The following is a 14,133-nucleotide window of genomic DNA, read 5'->3' as shown; positions in this document are numbered from 1 at the left end:
AAAGATTTTAAAAAGAAAACTCTGAAAACGACTGATCGATATATAAATATTAAATCATATCGGTCCGGGCCGCGCATCCGAAATTTTTCCGTGAGGTCAATTTTCGGGGCAAAAACGTCTGATCCCGCCGAGCGACGCGCTCCAGGCGGTGGTCGACAGGGAATGCGGCAAACCGGCTTCCGTTTCCCGGTTGTAATGCCTCTCCGGTCGGGTTAGGGCGAAGAGGAGCGCAGGACGGGCGTTGGAACGGGCAGCAACACGCGGACCATGACACAGGCCGAAGGCACGCACGGCGACGGGATGGGCAACGACGGGGAGGGCGCGTCGAGTGCGAGCGGCAAGGCGTTTCTGGAGCAGGCGCTGGCACCGAAGCGTGCCGTGCTGCGGCGCGCCGGGACCATCGCGGCGCTGGCGGACCTGTTGTGGATCGCCCAGGCGGCGGCGCTGGCGATGGCAGCCGGCGCGCTCGTCGGCTCTGAACCGCAGGAATCCTGGATCTATGTCCTTGCTGGGGCTTCGATTTTCGTTCTGGCCCTGATCCGGATGGGGCTCGCCCGCCATGCCGCGGGGCTTGCCCAGCAGGCGGCGCAGCGGGTCAAGGGCGACCTGCGCGCGCGGTTGGTCGCCGGTCTTGCCGACTTATCCCCCGGCACGCCTTTGCCGCCGGCCGGTGCCGTCGCCGTGGCCGTCTCCGATCATGTCGAGGCCATCGGCCCCTATATCCGCAGATTTCTGCCGCTCCAGCGCCGCCTGATGCTGGTGCCGGCGGCCCTGGTGCTGGCCACCCTAACCGTCAACTGGGTCGCGGCGCTGGTCCTTGTCCTCACCGGACCGATGATTCCGCTGTTCATGGCGCTGGTCGGGATGCGCGCCAAGACGGCGAGCGAGGAGCGCCATGGCGAGCTGGAACGGCTCGGCGGCTTCCTGCTCGACCGGATCAAGGGTCTGGAAACATTGAGACTTTTCGGCGCGCTCGGGCGCACTGAGGACGATGTCGCCGCCGCCGGCACGCGCTTCCGCGTCGCCACCATGAAGGTGCTCAGGATCGCCTTCCTGTCCTCCACCGTGCTCGAGCTGTTCAGCGCGCTGGGCATCGCCTTCGTCGCCATCCATGTCGGATTTTCCCTTATCGGACAGATAGATGCGGGGACCTGGGGCGGTCCGATGACGCTCGCCGGCGGCCTGTTCGTGCTGCTGCTGGCGCCCGATTTCTACGCTCCGCTGAGGGCCTTCGCGACCGCCTACCACGACCGCGCCAGCGCCCACGGCGCGGCCGAAAAGCTCGCCGGCCTGCCGCTTGAAACTGTCCGGAAACTCTCCGACATGACGCCTGAAACCAGCCGACCCGTTGTTACGATCCGCCGCGACCGGCCCGGCCCGGCCGCGATCGGCTTCGAGGCGGTCACGCTCCGCCTCGGTGGAGCCGCGATCCTCGACCGCGTCTCCTTCGCGGTCGCGCCCGGCGAGCGGGTGCTGCTTGAGGGCCGCTCCGGCGCCGGCAAGACGACCCTGCTCGACTGCCTGCTCGGCTTGCACCGCCCGGAGGCCGGGCGCGTCACCGTCGACGGCGAGGACCTCGCCGGCCTCGACCTCGCCCGCTGGCGCGCCGACCTCGCCTGGCTGAGCCAGGAGCCGCGGCTGTTCTACGGCTCGCTGCGGGCGAACCTCTTGCGCGCCCGGCCTGACGCCGGCGCGGCGGAACTGGCCGCCGCCCTCGACCTCGCCGGCGCCCGGGCGCTGGTCGAGCAACTGCCGCGCGGCCTCGACACCCGGATCGGCGAGGACGGCTTCGGCCTGTCGGTCGGCGAGGCGCGCCGCATCGCGCTCGCCCGCGCCGCGCTGAGGACCGAAGCCCGCCTGATGATCGCCGACGAGCCGACCGCCGGCCTCGACGCCGACACCGCCGAGCGCGTCATTGCCGGCCTCGACGCGCTGTCGCGGGACCGCACGGTGATCATCGCCAGCCACGATCCGGTGCTGCTGGCGCGCCCCGGCCGGCTGCTTCGCGTTGGTGGCGGCGCGGTGGAGGAGGGGCGGTCATGAAGCCGATCCGCACCCTCGTCCGCCTGCAGTACCGCGAAAGTCCGGGCGCCTTCCTGCTCGGCCTCGCCATGGCGCTGGTGCCGGCGCTCGCCGGCCTGGCGCTGCTCGGCGTCGCCGGCTGGTTCATCACCGCCGCCGCCGTTGCCGGTCTGGCCGGCGCGACGCTCAACTATTTCGCCCCGAGCGCGCTGATCCGCGCCTTCGCCATCGCCCGCACCGCCGGGCGCTATGGCGAGCGCATGATCACCCACGACGCCACCTTCCGCTTCCTCGCCGGCCTGCGTGCCCTGCTGTTCCGTGGCCTGGCCGCCCGCCCGCGCGCCGAGGGCCCCGGCAGGACGCGCAGCGGCCGGCTGCTCAACCGGCTGACCGCCGACATCGACCAGATGGACCGGGTCTACCTGCGCCTCGTCGTGCCGGCCTTCGTCGCCGCGGTGGCGCTCGCCCTCGTCGCCGGCGCAGCCTTGCTGCTGGCGCCCGCCGCGCTGGTCGCCGTCGCCGTCACCACGGCCCCGATCGCCGGCGCGGCGAGCCTCGGCGTCGGGCGCGCGCTCGCCCGCGACGCGCGCCGCGCCGAGGCCGCCCACGAGGCGTTGCGCCTGAGGACCGTCGATCTGGTTGCCGGCCGGCGCGACCTTGCCGTCTACGGCGGGCTGGAGGCGGCGGCGGCCGGCATCGAGGACGCGGGCACGCGGCTGATCCGCGCCGAGGACCGAGCCGAGCGGCGCGAGGCGCTCGGCATCGAGATCGCCGCCGTCGCCGGCCAGATCGGCCTTGCCGCCGGCCTCGTCCTGCTGCTGCCGGCGGCCGCTGCCGGCATGCTCGATCCCGCGCTCGCCATCGGCCTGCTGCTCGTCGTGCTGGCCCTGCCGGAAGTGCTGGCCGCGATCCTGCCGGGCGTCGCCGGCCTTGTCCGCATGCGCCGGGCGACCGCGCGCGTCGTGCCGGTCGCCGAGGCGGCGGCGCGCCTGCCGCAGCGCCGTCCGGAGCGGATGGCGTCCCAGACCGGGGTCCAGACCGGGGGCCAAGCCCCTGCCATGGCGGCCGACCCCGACGCGCCGGCGCTGGAGCTCGACGCCGTCTGCTTCGCCTATCCGGGCGCCGGCCGGCCGGTGCTCGACGGCGCCTTTCTGACGCTTGCGCCGGGCGCCTCGATCGCGCTGGTCGGGCCGAGCGGCTGCGGCAAGTCGACGGTGATCGCGCTCGCCGCCCGCCTGGAAAAGCCCGACGGGGGGTGCCTGCGCCTGTTCGGCCGCCCGCTCGAGGACTGGCCGGAAGCCGAGCTGCGCCGCACCGTCGCCGTCGTCGGCCAGAAGGCCTACCTGTTCTCCGGCTCCGTGGCCGACAACCTGCGCGTCGCCGATCCGGCCGCCTCCGACGATGCCCTGTGGCAGGCGCTCGACCGGGCGGCGCTCGGCGACCTGGTGCGCGGTCGGCCGGACGGGCTTGCGACCCTCATCGGCGAGGCCGGCGAGGGTCTGTCTGGCGGCGAGGCGCGCCGGCTGGCGCTCGCCCGCGCCTGGCTGACGCGGCCGCGGCTGTGGATCCTTGACGAACTGACCGAGGGCCTCGACGAGGCGACCGCCGCCGAGGTTCTGGCGAGCTTTTCCGCCCTGCGCGGCCCGGCGGCCGTGCTGATGATCTCCCACCGCGCCCGCGAGACGGCGCTCGCCGAGCGCGTGCTGCGGCTCACGGACGGCCGGATCGTGGCGGGCTGAGGGCGGCGGGGCGGACGGCGTCGCAGGCGATACGCTAGACGTCGCCGACCACGTCACTTTGCGGCGTTCGGCAGGTTCGGCCCCCGCCAGAAGATCGCAGGGACGAGGTCCCGGAGCGCTTGCCGGCAAGGTCAGGCGCTGACAGATGGTTCTCGACGATGAGCTCGATCGCCGTCTCCTTCATCGGCGTCTCGAACGCGTCGGGCGTCTCCGCCTCGATGTGAAAGCCCTCGATGTCGCTCTCGGAGTAGAAGACGCCCGCCTCGAATCGATCCGGTCGGACCATGCTCCAGTGACCAAGCTGGAGCGATTTCTTGTCGATCATGCGGTTCCGCTTGATCGGACAGCGGTCTAGCCGGCAGCGAAGGGGGCGTCGGCGAGCGCGGCCGGGAGGCGGCAGCGCGCGGCATGGGCCTCGAACTCGGCGGCAAGCCCGGCCAGCCGCCAGGCCGACAGGCCGGCGAGCGGCGTGGGCAGGCTCGGCGCGGCGAGGCGCAGCGCCATCCAGCCGGTGAGGGCGCACCAGGCTGCGCGCAGATAGCCGTCTGAGGCGAGTTCGCCGGCGCGCGGATCGTTCCTCAGCGCCATCATTTCCGACGACAGCCGCTCGAAGCGGCCGAGCAGGTCGGCCAGCGCGGTCGCCGCCTCGGCCTGTTGCGGCTGGGCGGCGGCGATCTCGGCGTGGGCGCGGGCGAGGAACAGGGCGAGCCCGCGGCCCTCGTCGCGCCACAGCCGGCGGGTCAGGAAGTCGAGCGCCTGCATGCCGGTGGTGCCTTCGTAGATCGACACGATGCGGGTGTCGCGCAGCGCCTGCTCGACCGGCCACTCCCGGGTGTAGCCGGCGCCGCCGAGTACCTGGATGGCGCGGCTGGCGACGTCGAAGCCGGTCTCGCCGCCGAAGTTCTTGGCCAGCGGCAGCATCCAGGCGGCGAAGGCGGCGTGGTCGGCCGCCACGGCCGGATCCGGTTCGCAGCGGGCGAGATCCATCGCCGTCGCAAGCTCCAGGATCGCCAGGCGCAGGACCTCGGTGCGCGCCTCCATGTCGAGGATCTGCCGGCGCACGTCGGCATGGGCGAGAATCGGCACGGCAGGCGCGGCCGGATCGCCGCCCTGGCGGCGCTCCGCGGCATAGGCGCGGGCGGTGTCGCAGGCGCCGGAGGCGACGCCGAGGCCCTGGCAGGCGGTCGACAGGCGCATCATCTCGATCATGGCGAACAGCTGCGGCAGGCCGCGGCCTTCGGCGCCGAGCAGCACCGCCTCGGCGCCCTCGAAGGCGAGGGCACAGGTCGGCGAGCCGTGCAGGCCGAGCTTTTCCTCGATGCGCTGGACCGTGATGGCGTTGGCCGAGCCGTCGACGCGGGTGTTGGGCACCAGGAACAGCGACAGGCCGCGCGTGCCCGGCGCGTCGCCGGTGCGCGCCAGCAGGCAGTGGCCGATGCGCGGCGTCATGTCGTGGTCGCCGAAGGAGATCCAGATCTTCTCGCCGGTGACCGTCCAGCCGTCGCCGGCGCGCGCGGCGCGGGTGCGGATGCGGCCGACGTCGGAGCCGGCGTCGGGCTCGGAAATGCAGATGGTCGCGGCCCATTCGCCCGTGGCGAGGCGTGGGATCCATTCCGCGGCGGTGTCCGCGTCGGCGACCTCGTGCAGCAGCTGGACGGCGGCATGGGCCGAGCCGGCGGCCATCATGAAGGCGATGCAGGCGCGCTCGAACAGCGGCTGGCAGGCGGCCTGCAGGGTGACCGGCAGGCCCTGGCCGCCATGCGCCTCGGGCGCGTCCATGGCGAGCCAGCCGCCTTCGCCGAGCTGGCGGTAGGCGTCGGCATAGCCCTCGGGCGTGCGCACCCGGCCGGCCTCGATGCGGCAGCCGACGCGGTCGGCGCGCGCGTTGAGCGGGGCGACGACGCCCTCGGCGATCCTGGCGGCCTCGCCGAGGATGGCTGCGGCGGTGTCGTCGTCGAGGTCGGGGCGCAGCGCCAGCAGCCGGCGCCAGCCGGGTGTGGCGGCCAGCATCGCCGCCGTGCGGTCGGCCTGGAGGGCGTAGAAGGACATGGGACTACCTCGGCGCCAGGCGGACGGCGCCGTCGAGCCGCAGCACCTCGCCGTTGGCATACTGGTTCTCGACGAAGAAGCGCACCGCATCGGCGAACTCGGCCGGATCGCCGAGCCGGCTCGGATAGGGAATGCTGGCGGCGAGGCTCTGCTGCGCCTCCTGCGGCAGGGTGTGCAGCAGCGGGGTCAGGAAGATGCCGGGTGCGATGGTGTTGACGCGGATGCCGCTGCGGGCGAATTCGCGCGCCGCCGGCAGGGCGAGCGAGACGATGCCTCCCTTCGAGGCGGCATAGGCGGCCTGGCCGATCTGGCCGTCGAAGGCGGCGACCGAGGCGGTGTTGACGATGACGCCGCGCGCGCCGTCGTCCAGCGCCTCGGCGGCGGCCATGCGCGCGGCGGCGAGCCGCATCATGTTGAAGGTGCCGACCAGGTTGACGCGGATGACGCGCTCGAAGGCGGCGAGCGGCATCGGCCCGTCGCGGCCGACGATGCGGCTCGCCGTGCCGATGCCGGCGCAGTTGACCAGGATGCGCAGGGGGCCGAAGGCCGCCTCGGCCGCGGTCATGGCTGCGCCGGCCGCGGTTTCGTCGGTGACGTCGCCCGTGAGCGCCAGGCCGCCGATGTCCGCGGCGACGCGCGCGGCCGCCTCCGCATTGAGGTCGAACACGCCGACCCGGGCGCCAAGGCCGGCGAGCAGGCGGGCAGTCGCCTCGCCGAGGCCGGAGCCGGCTCCGGTGACCAGGGCGCAACTTCCGTCGATCTTCATGGGGCAGCCTTTCGTCAGCGGGCGTGAAGGACGCGCGGGTCGTCGCTGTACAGCGTCTCGACCAGCGCCTTGCGATGGTTGAGCACGGCGCGCTGGTTGATCGAGCCCTTGTCGGTGATCTCGCCCTTGTCGAGCGACGGCTCCTCGTCGAGGAACAATGCGCGCATGACGCGGGTGGCCGAGCCGGTCGCCTGGCGGGCATGCTCGGACAGGCGCTTCTCCAGCTCGGCGCGTACGGCCGGGTGGGCGAGGACGGCGTCGTCGTCGAGATCGGCCTCGCCGGGCACCAGGGCGCGCAGGGCCGGCATCACCGGCAGCAGCAGAGCGCCGAGTTCCTCCTGGTTCTCGCCGGCGATGACGGCATCGCGGGCGAGCCCGCCGAGCTGGTTGACCAGCTTGGCGCGCAGCGTGCCGACGGCGACCCAGGTGCCGGTCTGCAGCTTGAAATTCTCCGCGATGCGGCCGTCGAAGAAGAAGCCCTTCGTCGGGTCGCCGGGCACGGCGAAGCGCAGCGCGTCGCCGATCTTGTAGAAGCCTTCCTCGTCGAAGGCGGCCTCGGTCAGCGCCGGGTTGCGCCAGTAGCCGGGCGTGATGTTGGGACCTTTGAGCCGGGCCTCCAGCTTGTCGCCGACCGGCACCAGCTTCAGGGTGATGCCCTGCGACGGGATGCCGACGTTGCCGGGGTGCTCCTGTTCGTCGGTGCAGAACAGGGAGAACGGCGCGGTCTCGGTCGAGCCGAGGCCGGTGGCGAGCAGGATGCGCTCGCCGAGGGTCTGCTCGGCCAGGCGGTTGAGGTCGTCCCAGGTGTGCTGGGCCATGCCGGCGCCGGCGTAAAGCAGCAGCTTGACCCTGCGGAAGAAGCTCTGCCGCAGGGTCTCGTCGCTCTCCATGGCGTGGACCAGCATCTCGAAGCCGGCCGGCACGTTGAAGTACCAGGTCGGCGACACCTCGCGCAGGTTGCGGATCGTCTCGGCGATGCCCTTGGGCGTCGGCTTGCCCTCGTCGATGTAGAAGGTGCCGCCGTGGTAGATGACCAGATTGAACACCTTGTTGCCGCTGGCGGTGTGGTTCCACGGCGCCCAGTCGACCACGACCGGCGGCTCGTCGCGCAGGAAGGCGTAGCAGTCGGCCACCATCTCCATGTTGGCGCACATCATGCGCTGGGTCTGGATGACCGCCTTGGGCGAGCCGGTGGTGCCGGAGGTGAACAGGAACTTGGCGACGGTGTCCGGGCCGACGGCGTCGAAGGCGGCGTCGACCGAAGGCGTCGGCTCGGTCTTCAGCAGGTCGTCGAGAGCGATCGCCTCGCGGCCGGCGACGGGGTCGCGCAGGGACACGACCGGCACGTCGGCGGGCACGACCGCGTCGATCGCCTTCTGGAACGGCGTGCCCGATTCGGCATAGACGAGGCCGGGGGTGATCTGGCGGCAGATGTCGCCGAGCTTGTTGAAATCGCCGGAGACGAGCGCGTAGGCGGGCGAGATCGCCGCCGAGGCGATGCCGACGTGCTGGGCGCCGAGGGCGACCAGAGCGTGTTCGATGGAATTGCCCGACAGGATCATCACCGGCCGCTCGATCGACAGGCCGCGGTCGAGGAAGGCCTGGCCGAGCCGGCGCACGGCGTCGAGCGCCTGGGCGTAGGTTACCTCGCGCCAGCTGCCGTCGGCCGCGCGCGCCGCCATCCAGGTGCGGTCCGGGGCGACCCGCGCCCAATGCGCCAGGCGCTCGTTGATCTTGTCCGGATAGGCGCCGAGCGGATCCTCGCGCCAGACGACCATGCTGCCGTCCGGCCGTTCCTGCCACTTCAACCGGGGCGACCACAACCTGATCGCGCGCAGCTTCGCTCCTGCCATGCCTTCCTCCCTGACCAGCCTCCTGCCGCGGTGCGGTACAACATTCCCTTGACGCGGCCCGATCAATTTGTTTGCATAAAAACATTATCCGTGGAAACAATTCAAGTGGAACCTGCCCGGGTCCACCGAACGACAAGAACGAGAGACCATCGAATGGCTGAGGCGGCGATTTCGGAGTTTGTGAGCTACGAGCTTTCCGACGGTATTGCGCATGTGGGCCTTAACCGCCCCGAAAAGCGCAACGCCATCAACGACCGCGCCGTCGAGGCGATCGCCGCGGTGGTCGCACGCGCCGAGCGCGAGGCCAAGGCGGCGGTGATTTTCGGTCACGGCAAGCATTTCTGCGCCGGCCTCGACCTCGCCGAGCACGTCCAGAAGACCCCGATCGAGGGCGTGCGCGGCTCGCGCCGCTGGCATGCGGTGTTCTCCATGATCGAGCACGGCACGATTCCCTGGATCTCCGCCCTGCACGGCGCGGTGGTCGGCGGCGGCCTGGAACTGGCCTCGGCGACCCACATCCGCGTCGCCGACCGTACCGCCTTCATGGCGCTGCCGGAAGGCCAGCGCGGCATCTTCGTCGGCGGCGGCGGCTCGGTGCGCGCCGCCCGGCTGATGGGTGTCGCGCGCATGACCGACATGATGCTGACCGGCCGCGTGGTGTCGGCCGAGGAGGCGGAGCGCTGGAACCTCGTGCAATACGTCGTCGACGAGGGTCAGGCGCGGCGGAAGGCCGAGGAACTGGCGCGCGCGGCGGCGAGTAACGCCGAGCTGTCCAACTACGCCGTCATCAACGCGCTGCCGCGTATCCAGGACATGGCCAAGGAGGACGGCCTGTTCGTCGAGTCCTTCATCGCCTCCTTCACCTCGACCAGCCCGGAAGCGGAGGAGCGGCTGCGCGCCTTCCTCGAGAAGCGCGCCGGCAAGGTCCAGGCGCCGGGAACGTGATCATGGACCAGACGATCGCGCCGCCGCTGACGGCCGACAAGGTCGAGATGGGCCAGCTGGAGGTCTCGCTCGGCTTCCTGCTGCGCGTGTCGCAGCTGCGCGTGTTCGAGTATTTCTACAAGGAGATCGGCCATCTCGGCCTCAAGCCGGGCGAGTTCTCGGTGCTCTGGCTGATCTACTGCAATCCGGGCATCCGGCAGGGCATCCTGGCGCAGCGGCTGATGATCAAGAACGCGCACATGACCAAGCTGGTGCGGGCCTTCGAGTCCGACGGCTACATCATGCGCACGATTCCCGACCACGACCGGCGCGCGGTCGAACTCGACCTGACGCCCATGGGGCGCGAGTTCGTCGCCCGCCACCGGAGCGACTTCTTCGGCTACATCGGCTCGCTCGACAGCCATCTGAGCGCCGACGAAAAGAACGAACTGATCCGCCTGCTGAGGAAGTTCTCGGGGCTGGACCGGGAGGAGACGAAATGAATCTCGACGATCTGATCGCGCTCGACATCCATACCCACGCGGAGGAACCCTGCTGCGGCCCGCGCGACGACGGCTACGACGAGTTCCAGGCCGGCATGGCGAAGTATTTCAGGAATCCCGCCGGCGCAAAGGGCATGCTGCCGACCGTGCGCGAGACGGCCGTCTATTACCGCGAGCGCAAGATCGGCTGCGTGATCTTCCCCGTCGACGCCGAGCGCGAGACCGGCTTCCGCCGCTACAGCAACGAGGAAGTCGCCCAGATCGCGGCCGAAAACAGCGACATCATGATCCCCTTCGCGTCGATCGATCCGGCCAAGGGCAAGGCCGGGGCGCGGGAGGCGCGCCGTCTGGTGCGCGAGTTCGGTGTCAGGGGCTTCAAGTTTCACCCGACCATGCAGGGGTTCTACCCCAACGACCGCAGCGCCTACGTGCTGTACGAGGCGATCGCGGAGGAGGGCGCCATCGCACTGTTCCACACCGGCCAGACCGGCGTCGGCTCGGGCATGCGCGGCGGCATGGGCATGCGGCTGAAGTTCTCCAACCCGATGTACCTGGACGACGTGGCGGCGGATTTCCCCGACATGCCGATCATCCTGGCGCATCCCTCCTTCCCCTGGCAGGAGGAGGCGCTGTCGGTGGCGACCCACAAGCCCAACGTCTACATCGACCTGTCGGGCTGGTCGCCGAAATATTTTCCGGCGATCCTGGTGCAGTACGCCAACACGATTTTGAAGCACAAGATGCTGTTCGGCTCGGACTGGCCGGCGATCACGCCGGACCGCTGGCTGGCCGATTTCGGCAAGATCGAGATCCGGGATGAGGTCCGCCCGCTCATCCTGAAGGAGAATGCGAGGAAGATTCTCAAGCTCTAGCGGGTTCCGGGCGTTGATTTGGGAGGAAGTGAGATGAAGAAACTGCTTGCTATGACGGCGCTGGCGGCCAGCATGGCCTTCGGCGCGACGATGGCCGAGGCGCGCGAACTGCGCATCGCTCCGGGCGCGCCGCCGGCGCATCCGTCCAACAGCCACCTGTACCAGAAGCTGGTGGAATACCTGCCGCAGGAATCCGACGGCCGGCTGACCGCCACCGTCATGGGCCCCGAAGTGGTCTCGCTCGGCCAGATGAAGGACGCGCTGCAGAGCCAAATCGCCGAAGTCGGCAACCTGCTGCCGCTCTATTTTCCCGCCGACCTGCCGATGATGGCGGTGACCGGCCAGCTGTCGCTGATCGGCACCAACTCGCAGGCGATGGGCGCGGCGGTGACCGAATTCATCGTCACCTGCGCCCCGTGCCAGGAAGAGATGAAGAAGATGGGCTTCGTCTACCTGGGCTCCGGCGCGTCGGACGTCTACGAGTTCCTGACCACCAAGCCGGTGCGCACGGCGGAGGACCTCAAGGGCCTGCGCCTGCGTTCGGGCGGTGCGCCCTGGGCGCGTCTGGCCGAGAACTTCGGCGCCACCCCGGTGCAGCTGTCGGTGCTCGACCAGTTCGAGGCGATCAACCAGGGCGCCATCGACGGCACCATGGCCTCGATCGCCGACATGCTGTCGTTCCGTCTGGTCGAGGTGGTGAAATACGTCACCTTCGCGCCGCTCGGCCTGTATCATTCGACGTCCAACTTCACCGTCAACAAGGACACCTGGGCGAGCCTGTCGGCCGAGGACCGCGCCGCCATGGTGCGGGCCGCCAATCGCGCCAATGCCGACTTCACCAACCGCTGGGGCCACGACATGCCGAAGGACGCCGAGCAGGCGTCCAAGGACAAGGGCGTCGAACTGATCGAGGCGGATGCGTCGCTGGTGCAGGCGATCAAGGACTTCGTCGAGGCCGACATCAAGACGGCCGGCGAATACTCCCAGAAGGAGTTCGGCATCGCCGACGCGCCGGAGCAGATCCAGCACTTCCAGGAGCTGGTCGCGAAGTGGCAGGCGATCGCCGAAGCCGCGAACAACGACCCGGCGGTCATGGCCCAGAAGGTCTATGACGAGGTCTGGTCGAAGGTCGATCTCGCCAGCTACGGCAGCTGATCCGACGAACCGGCCGGGGCCCTGCTCGCGGGGCCCCGGCCGACTGCCTGTGTCCACCCGCCACCCGAGGACAGTCCCATGCGCTCGCTTTTCCGCGTGCAGGACGGGTTGTTGTTGCTGCTTGCGCTGATCGGAGCCCTCGCCATCATCACGCTGATGTTGCACGTGGTCGCCGACGTGGCGTTGCGCAACGCCGTCAATTCGCCGATCCCGGCCACCTACGAGATCGTCACCCATTACTACATGATCGCGCTGGCCTTCATCCCGCTCGCCTGGGTCGAGCGCGGCGGCGGCATGGTGCAGGTCGAGGTGATCGAGCCGCTGCTCGGCCCCCGTGCGCTGGAATGGTCCGACCGGATGGTCGCGCTCGTGTCGACCGTCATCTACGGCGCACTGGCCTGGGTGACCTGGCAGACCGCGCTGAAGAACTACGACACCGGCGTGTTCGTGCTGGCCCAGAACACCCGGGTGCCGACCTGGCCGGCCTATTTCCTCGTGCCGCTCGGCTTCGGCCTGGCCGCACTCGTTACGGCGATCCGCATGATCGTTCCCAAGCAGGAGTCCGCGAAATGAGCATCGCCACCGGCATCGCAGGCGTGATCCTCCTGTTCGTGCTGCTTGCGCTCCGCGTGCCCGTCGCGCTGGCCCTGATCGCGGTGCCGGTGGCCGGCATCGCCTGGCTGCTCGGCCCGACGCCGGCGATCGGCATCCTGTCCTCGACGCCGTTCTCCTTCGTCTCCAACTGGACGCTGTCGGCGGTGCCTATGTTCCTGCTGATGGGCTTCATCGCCTTCCATACCGGCATGACCGGCGGCCTGTTCGACGCCGCCAAGGCGGTGCTGCGCCGCATTCCGGGCGCGCTCGCCATCTCCTCGATCTTCGCCTGCTCCGGCTTCGCCGCCGTCTGCGGCTCGTCGCTGGCCACGGCCGCCGCCATGGGCCGCATCGCCATCCCCGAGATGATCAAGTCGGGCTATGCGCCGAGCTTTGCCAGCGGCGCCATCGCGGCCGGCGGCACCATCGGCGCGCTGATCCCGCCCTCGATCCTGATGATCGTCTACGGCGTCTTCGCAGAAACATCGGTCACCAAGGTCTTCGTCGGCGGCATTACCATCGGCATCATGACCGCGCTTGCCTATGCCGTCGTCGTGCTGCTGACCTGCTGGCTCAGGCCGGACATCGCGCCGCCGCGCCCGCTCGACGCAGGCGCCATCGACACGCGCAAGGCGCTCCTCAACATCTGGCCGGTGCTGCTGCTGATGGTGGTGGTGTTCGGGGGCCTGTTCTCCGGCATCTTCACCGCCACCGAGGCTGGCGCTGTCGGCGCGCTGGGCGCGATCGTGATCGCGATAGCGACCCGGAGCCTGACCTGGTCGAGCTTCAAGACCTCGATGATCGAGACGCTGATGACGTCGTCGTCGCTGTTCATCATCGGTGTCGGCGCGGCCATGTTCACCCGCTTCCTCGGCCTGACCGGGCTGACCAGCTTCCTGGCCGGGGCGGTCGACGGCGCCGACTTCGGCTATGTCGAGCTGATGCTCCTGATCGTGCTGCTGTATCTGGTGCTGGGCATGTTCATGGAGCCCTTCGGCGCTATGCTGGTGACCCTGCCGGTGCTGCTGCCGATCCTGAAGGCGGAGGGCATCAGCCTGATCTGGTTCGGCGTGCTGGTGGTCAAGCTGCTGGAGATCGGCATGATCACGCCGCCGGTCGGGCTGAACGTGTTCGTCATCAAGAACGTGGCGTCCAAATACGTGAGCGTGGTGCAGGTGTTCAAGGGCGTGATCCCGTTCGTGGTCATCGACGTGCTCGTGGTCGCGATCGTGATCGCCTACCCGGAGATCGTGCTCTTCCTGCCGAACATGATGAACTAGGTTCAGGCCCCCGCCGACACATTCCGTGTATACATAGAACGCCGGGGCAAGAGTCCCGGCGTTCGGCTTGATGACAAGCCCCCGCTTTCGCCCTTCCGCATGCAGCGAAGCGGAGATGCGGGATCGATGAACCGAAGCGCGTCGGTATTATCTCATTGAAATGGAAGGGCTCTTGGCTCCCCGGCAGCGGCCTCCCGTTGCTCGCCCGGGATGACGTCGAAAGAGAGCGTGGCCCTTGTCGGCACGCCCAGCGCCGGGGCATGACCCGCCGGCGTTTTTCGTCATCTGGCCGATAGCTGGCGTTTTTACGAAAATCCGATGCTCTTGCTGGCGGGTTTCGTCCGAATCCCGGCGGTCTGTGGCGTCTTCGACTGGC

Annotated in this window: 12 protein-coding genes; 8 read left to right on the top strand and 4 right to left on the bottom strand. The window is 69.7% G+C overall.

The window, feature by feature from the left end; translation table 11 throughout:
* Positions 1-267 precede the first annotated feature (267 nt).
* Together cydD and cydC are read left to right on the top strand one after the other, a co-directional pair.
* Positions 268-2,043, top strand: a complete 1,776-nt coding sequence (cydD, locus tag SL003B_RS14485; RefSeq protein ID WP_148259319.1) for a thiol reductant ABC exporter subunit CydD — start codon at positions 268-270, stop codon at positions 2,041-2,043.
* Positions 2,040-3,761: a thiol reductant ABC exporter subunit CydC gene (gene cydC, locus SL003B_RS14480; protein WP_013653610.1), complete on the top strand. Its 1,722-nt coding sequence runs from the start codon at positions 2,040-2,042 to the stop codon at positions 3,759-3,761. The genes cydD and cydC overlap by 4 nt, the downstream gene beginning before the upstream one ends.
* A 34-nt stretch (positions 3,762-3,795) precedes the next feature.
* On the opposite strand, the gene SL003B_RS14475 is transcribed toward cydC, so the two are convergent.
* Genes SL003B_RS14475 through SL003B_RS14460 form a run of 4 tightly spaced genes read right to left on the bottom strand, consistent with a single transcriptional unit; the run spans position 3,796 to position 8,429 of the window.
* Entirely contained in the window at positions 3,796-4,086 is a 291-nt protein-coding gene (locus SL003B_RS14475) for a hypothetical protein (protein WP_013653609.1), read from the bottom strand.
* A gap of 26 nt (positions 4,087-4,112) precedes the next feature.
* Complete coding sequence (locus SL003B_RS14470; protein ID WP_013653608.1) at positions 4,113-5,810, bottom strand: acyl-CoA dehydrogenase family protein; 1,698 nt, start codon at positions 5,808-5,810, stop codon at positions 4,113-4,115.
* Between the two features lie 4 nt (positions 5,811-5,814).
* The gene (locus tag SL003B_RS14465; protein WP_013653607.1) at positions 5,815-6,576 is read right to left on the bottom strand and encodes an SDR family NAD(P)-dependent oxidoreductase; all 762 of its coding nucleotides are present in this window, start codon (positions 6,574-6,576) and stop codon (positions 5,815-5,817) included.
* 14 nt (positions 6,577-6,590) lie between these two features.
* Positions 6,591-8,429 (bottom strand): feruloyl-CoA synthase, encoded by a 1,839-nt coding sequence (locus tag SL003B_RS14460; RefSeq protein ID WP_013653606.1) that lies wholly within the window; start codon positions 8,427-8,429, stop codon positions 6,591-6,593.
* A gap of 153 nt (positions 8,430-8,582) precedes the next feature.
* On the opposite strand from SL003B_RS14460, the gene SL003B_RS14455 reads away from it, so the two are divergent.
* The 6 genes from SL003B_RS14455 (at position 8,583) to SL003B_RS14430 (ending at position 13,757) form a co-directional block, all read left to right on the top strand.
* Entirely contained in the window at positions 8,583-9,374 is a 792-nt protein-coding gene (locus tag SL003B_RS14455; RefSeq protein WP_013653605.1) for a crotonase/enoyl-CoA hydratase family protein, read from the top strand.
* Positions 9,375-9,376: 2 nt separating this feature from the next.
* Complete coding sequence (locus SL003B_RS14450; protein WP_013653604.1) at positions 9,377-9,856, top strand: MarR family winged helix-turn-helix transcriptional regulator; 480 nt, start codon at positions 9,377-9,379, stop codon at positions 9,854-9,856.
* On the top strand, positions 9,853-10,728 hold the full coding sequence (locus SL003B_RS14445; protein ID WP_013653603.1) for a 4-hydroxyphenyl-beta-ketoacyl-CoA hydrolase: 876 nt from the start codon (positions 9,853-9,855) through the stop codon (positions 10,726-10,728). The genes SL003B_RS14450 and SL003B_RS14445 overlap by 4 nt, the downstream gene beginning before the upstream one ends.
* A gap of 33 nt (positions 10,729-10,761) precedes the next feature.
* Positions 10,762-11,883, top strand: a complete 1,122-nt coding sequence (locus SL003B_RS14440; RefSeq protein ID WP_013653602.1) for a C4-dicarboxylate TRAP transporter substrate-binding protein — start codon at positions 10,762-10,764, stop codon at positions 11,881-11,883.
* A 78-nt stretch (positions 11,884-11,961) separates the two neighbouring features.
* The gene (locus SL003B_RS14435) at positions 11,962-12,456 is read left to right on the top strand and encodes a TRAP transporter small permease (RefSeq protein ID WP_013653601.1); all 495 of its coding nucleotides are present in this window, start codon (positions 11,962-11,964) and stop codon (positions 12,454-12,456) included.
* Positions 12,453-13,757, top strand: a complete 1,305-nt coding sequence (locus SL003B_RS14430; protein WP_013653600.1) for a TRAP transporter large permease — start codon at positions 12,453-12,455, stop codon at positions 13,755-13,757. Before SL003B_RS14435 ends, SL003B_RS14430 begins: the two co-directional genes overlap by 4 nt.
* The last annotated feature ends 376 nt before the right edge of the window (positions 13,758-14,133 follow it).

Source organism: Polymorphum gilvum SL003B-26A1 (assembly GCF_000192745.1).
Taxonomy (GTDB): Bacteria; Pseudomonadota; Alphaproteobacteria; order Rhizobiales; family Stappiaceae; genus Polymorphum; species Polymorphum gilvum.
Note: the sequence above shows the minus strand (reverse complement) of the source record. Positions and strands in the feature narration are given on the sequence as shown.

What these genes read in the sequence shown, in the direction of transcription:
- cydD (WP_148259319.1), top strand. Translation starts at nt 268, where the DNA reads ATGACACAGGCCGAAGGCACGCACGGCGACGGGATGGGCAACGACGGG.
- cydC (WP_013653610.1), top strand. Translation starts at nt 2,040, where the DNA reads ATGAAGCCGATCCGCACCCTCGTCCGCCTGCAGTACCGCGAAAGTCCG.
- SL003B_RS14475 (WP_013653609.1), bottom strand. Translation starts at nt 4,086, where the DNA reads ATGATCGACAAGAAATCGCTCCAGCTTGGTCACTGGAGCATGGTCCGA.
- SL003B_RS14470 (WP_013653608.1), bottom strand. Translation starts at nt 5,810, where the DNA reads ATGTCCTTCTACGCCCTCCAGGCCGACCGCACGGCGGCGATGCTGGCC.
- SL003B_RS14465 (WP_013653607.1), bottom strand. Translation starts at nt 6,576, where the DNA reads ATGAAGATCGACGGAAGTTGCGCCCTGGTCACCGGAGCCGGCTCCGGC.
- SL003B_RS14460 (WP_013653606.1), bottom strand. Translation starts at nt 8,429, where the DNA reads ATGGCAGGAGCGAAGCTGCGCGCGATCAGGTTGTGGTCGCCCCGGTTG.
- SL003B_RS14455 (WP_013653605.1), top strand. Translation starts at nt 8,583, where the DNA reads ATGGCTGAGGCGGCGATTTCGGAGTTTGTGAGCTACGAGCTTTCCGAC.
- SL003B_RS14450 (WP_013653604.1), top strand. Translation starts at nt 9,377, where the DNA reads ATGGACCAGACGATCGCGCCGCCGCTGACGGCCGACAAGGTCGAGATG.
- SL003B_RS14445 (WP_013653603.1), top strand. Translation starts at nt 9,853, where the DNA reads ATGAATCTCGACGATCTGATCGCGCTCGACATCCATACCCACGCGGAG.
- SL003B_RS14440 (WP_013653602.1), top strand. Translation starts at nt 10,762, where the DNA reads ATGAAGAAACTGCTTGCTATGACGGCGCTGGCGGCCAGCATGGCCTTC.
- SL003B_RS14435 (WP_013653601.1), top strand. Translation starts at nt 11,962, where the DNA reads ATGCGCTCGCTTTTCCGCGTGCAGGACGGGTTGTTGTTGCTGCTTGCG.
- SL003B_RS14430 (WP_013653600.1), top strand. Translation starts at nt 12,453, where the DNA reads ATGAGCATCGCCACCGGCATCGCAGGCGTGATCCTCCTGTTCGTGCTG.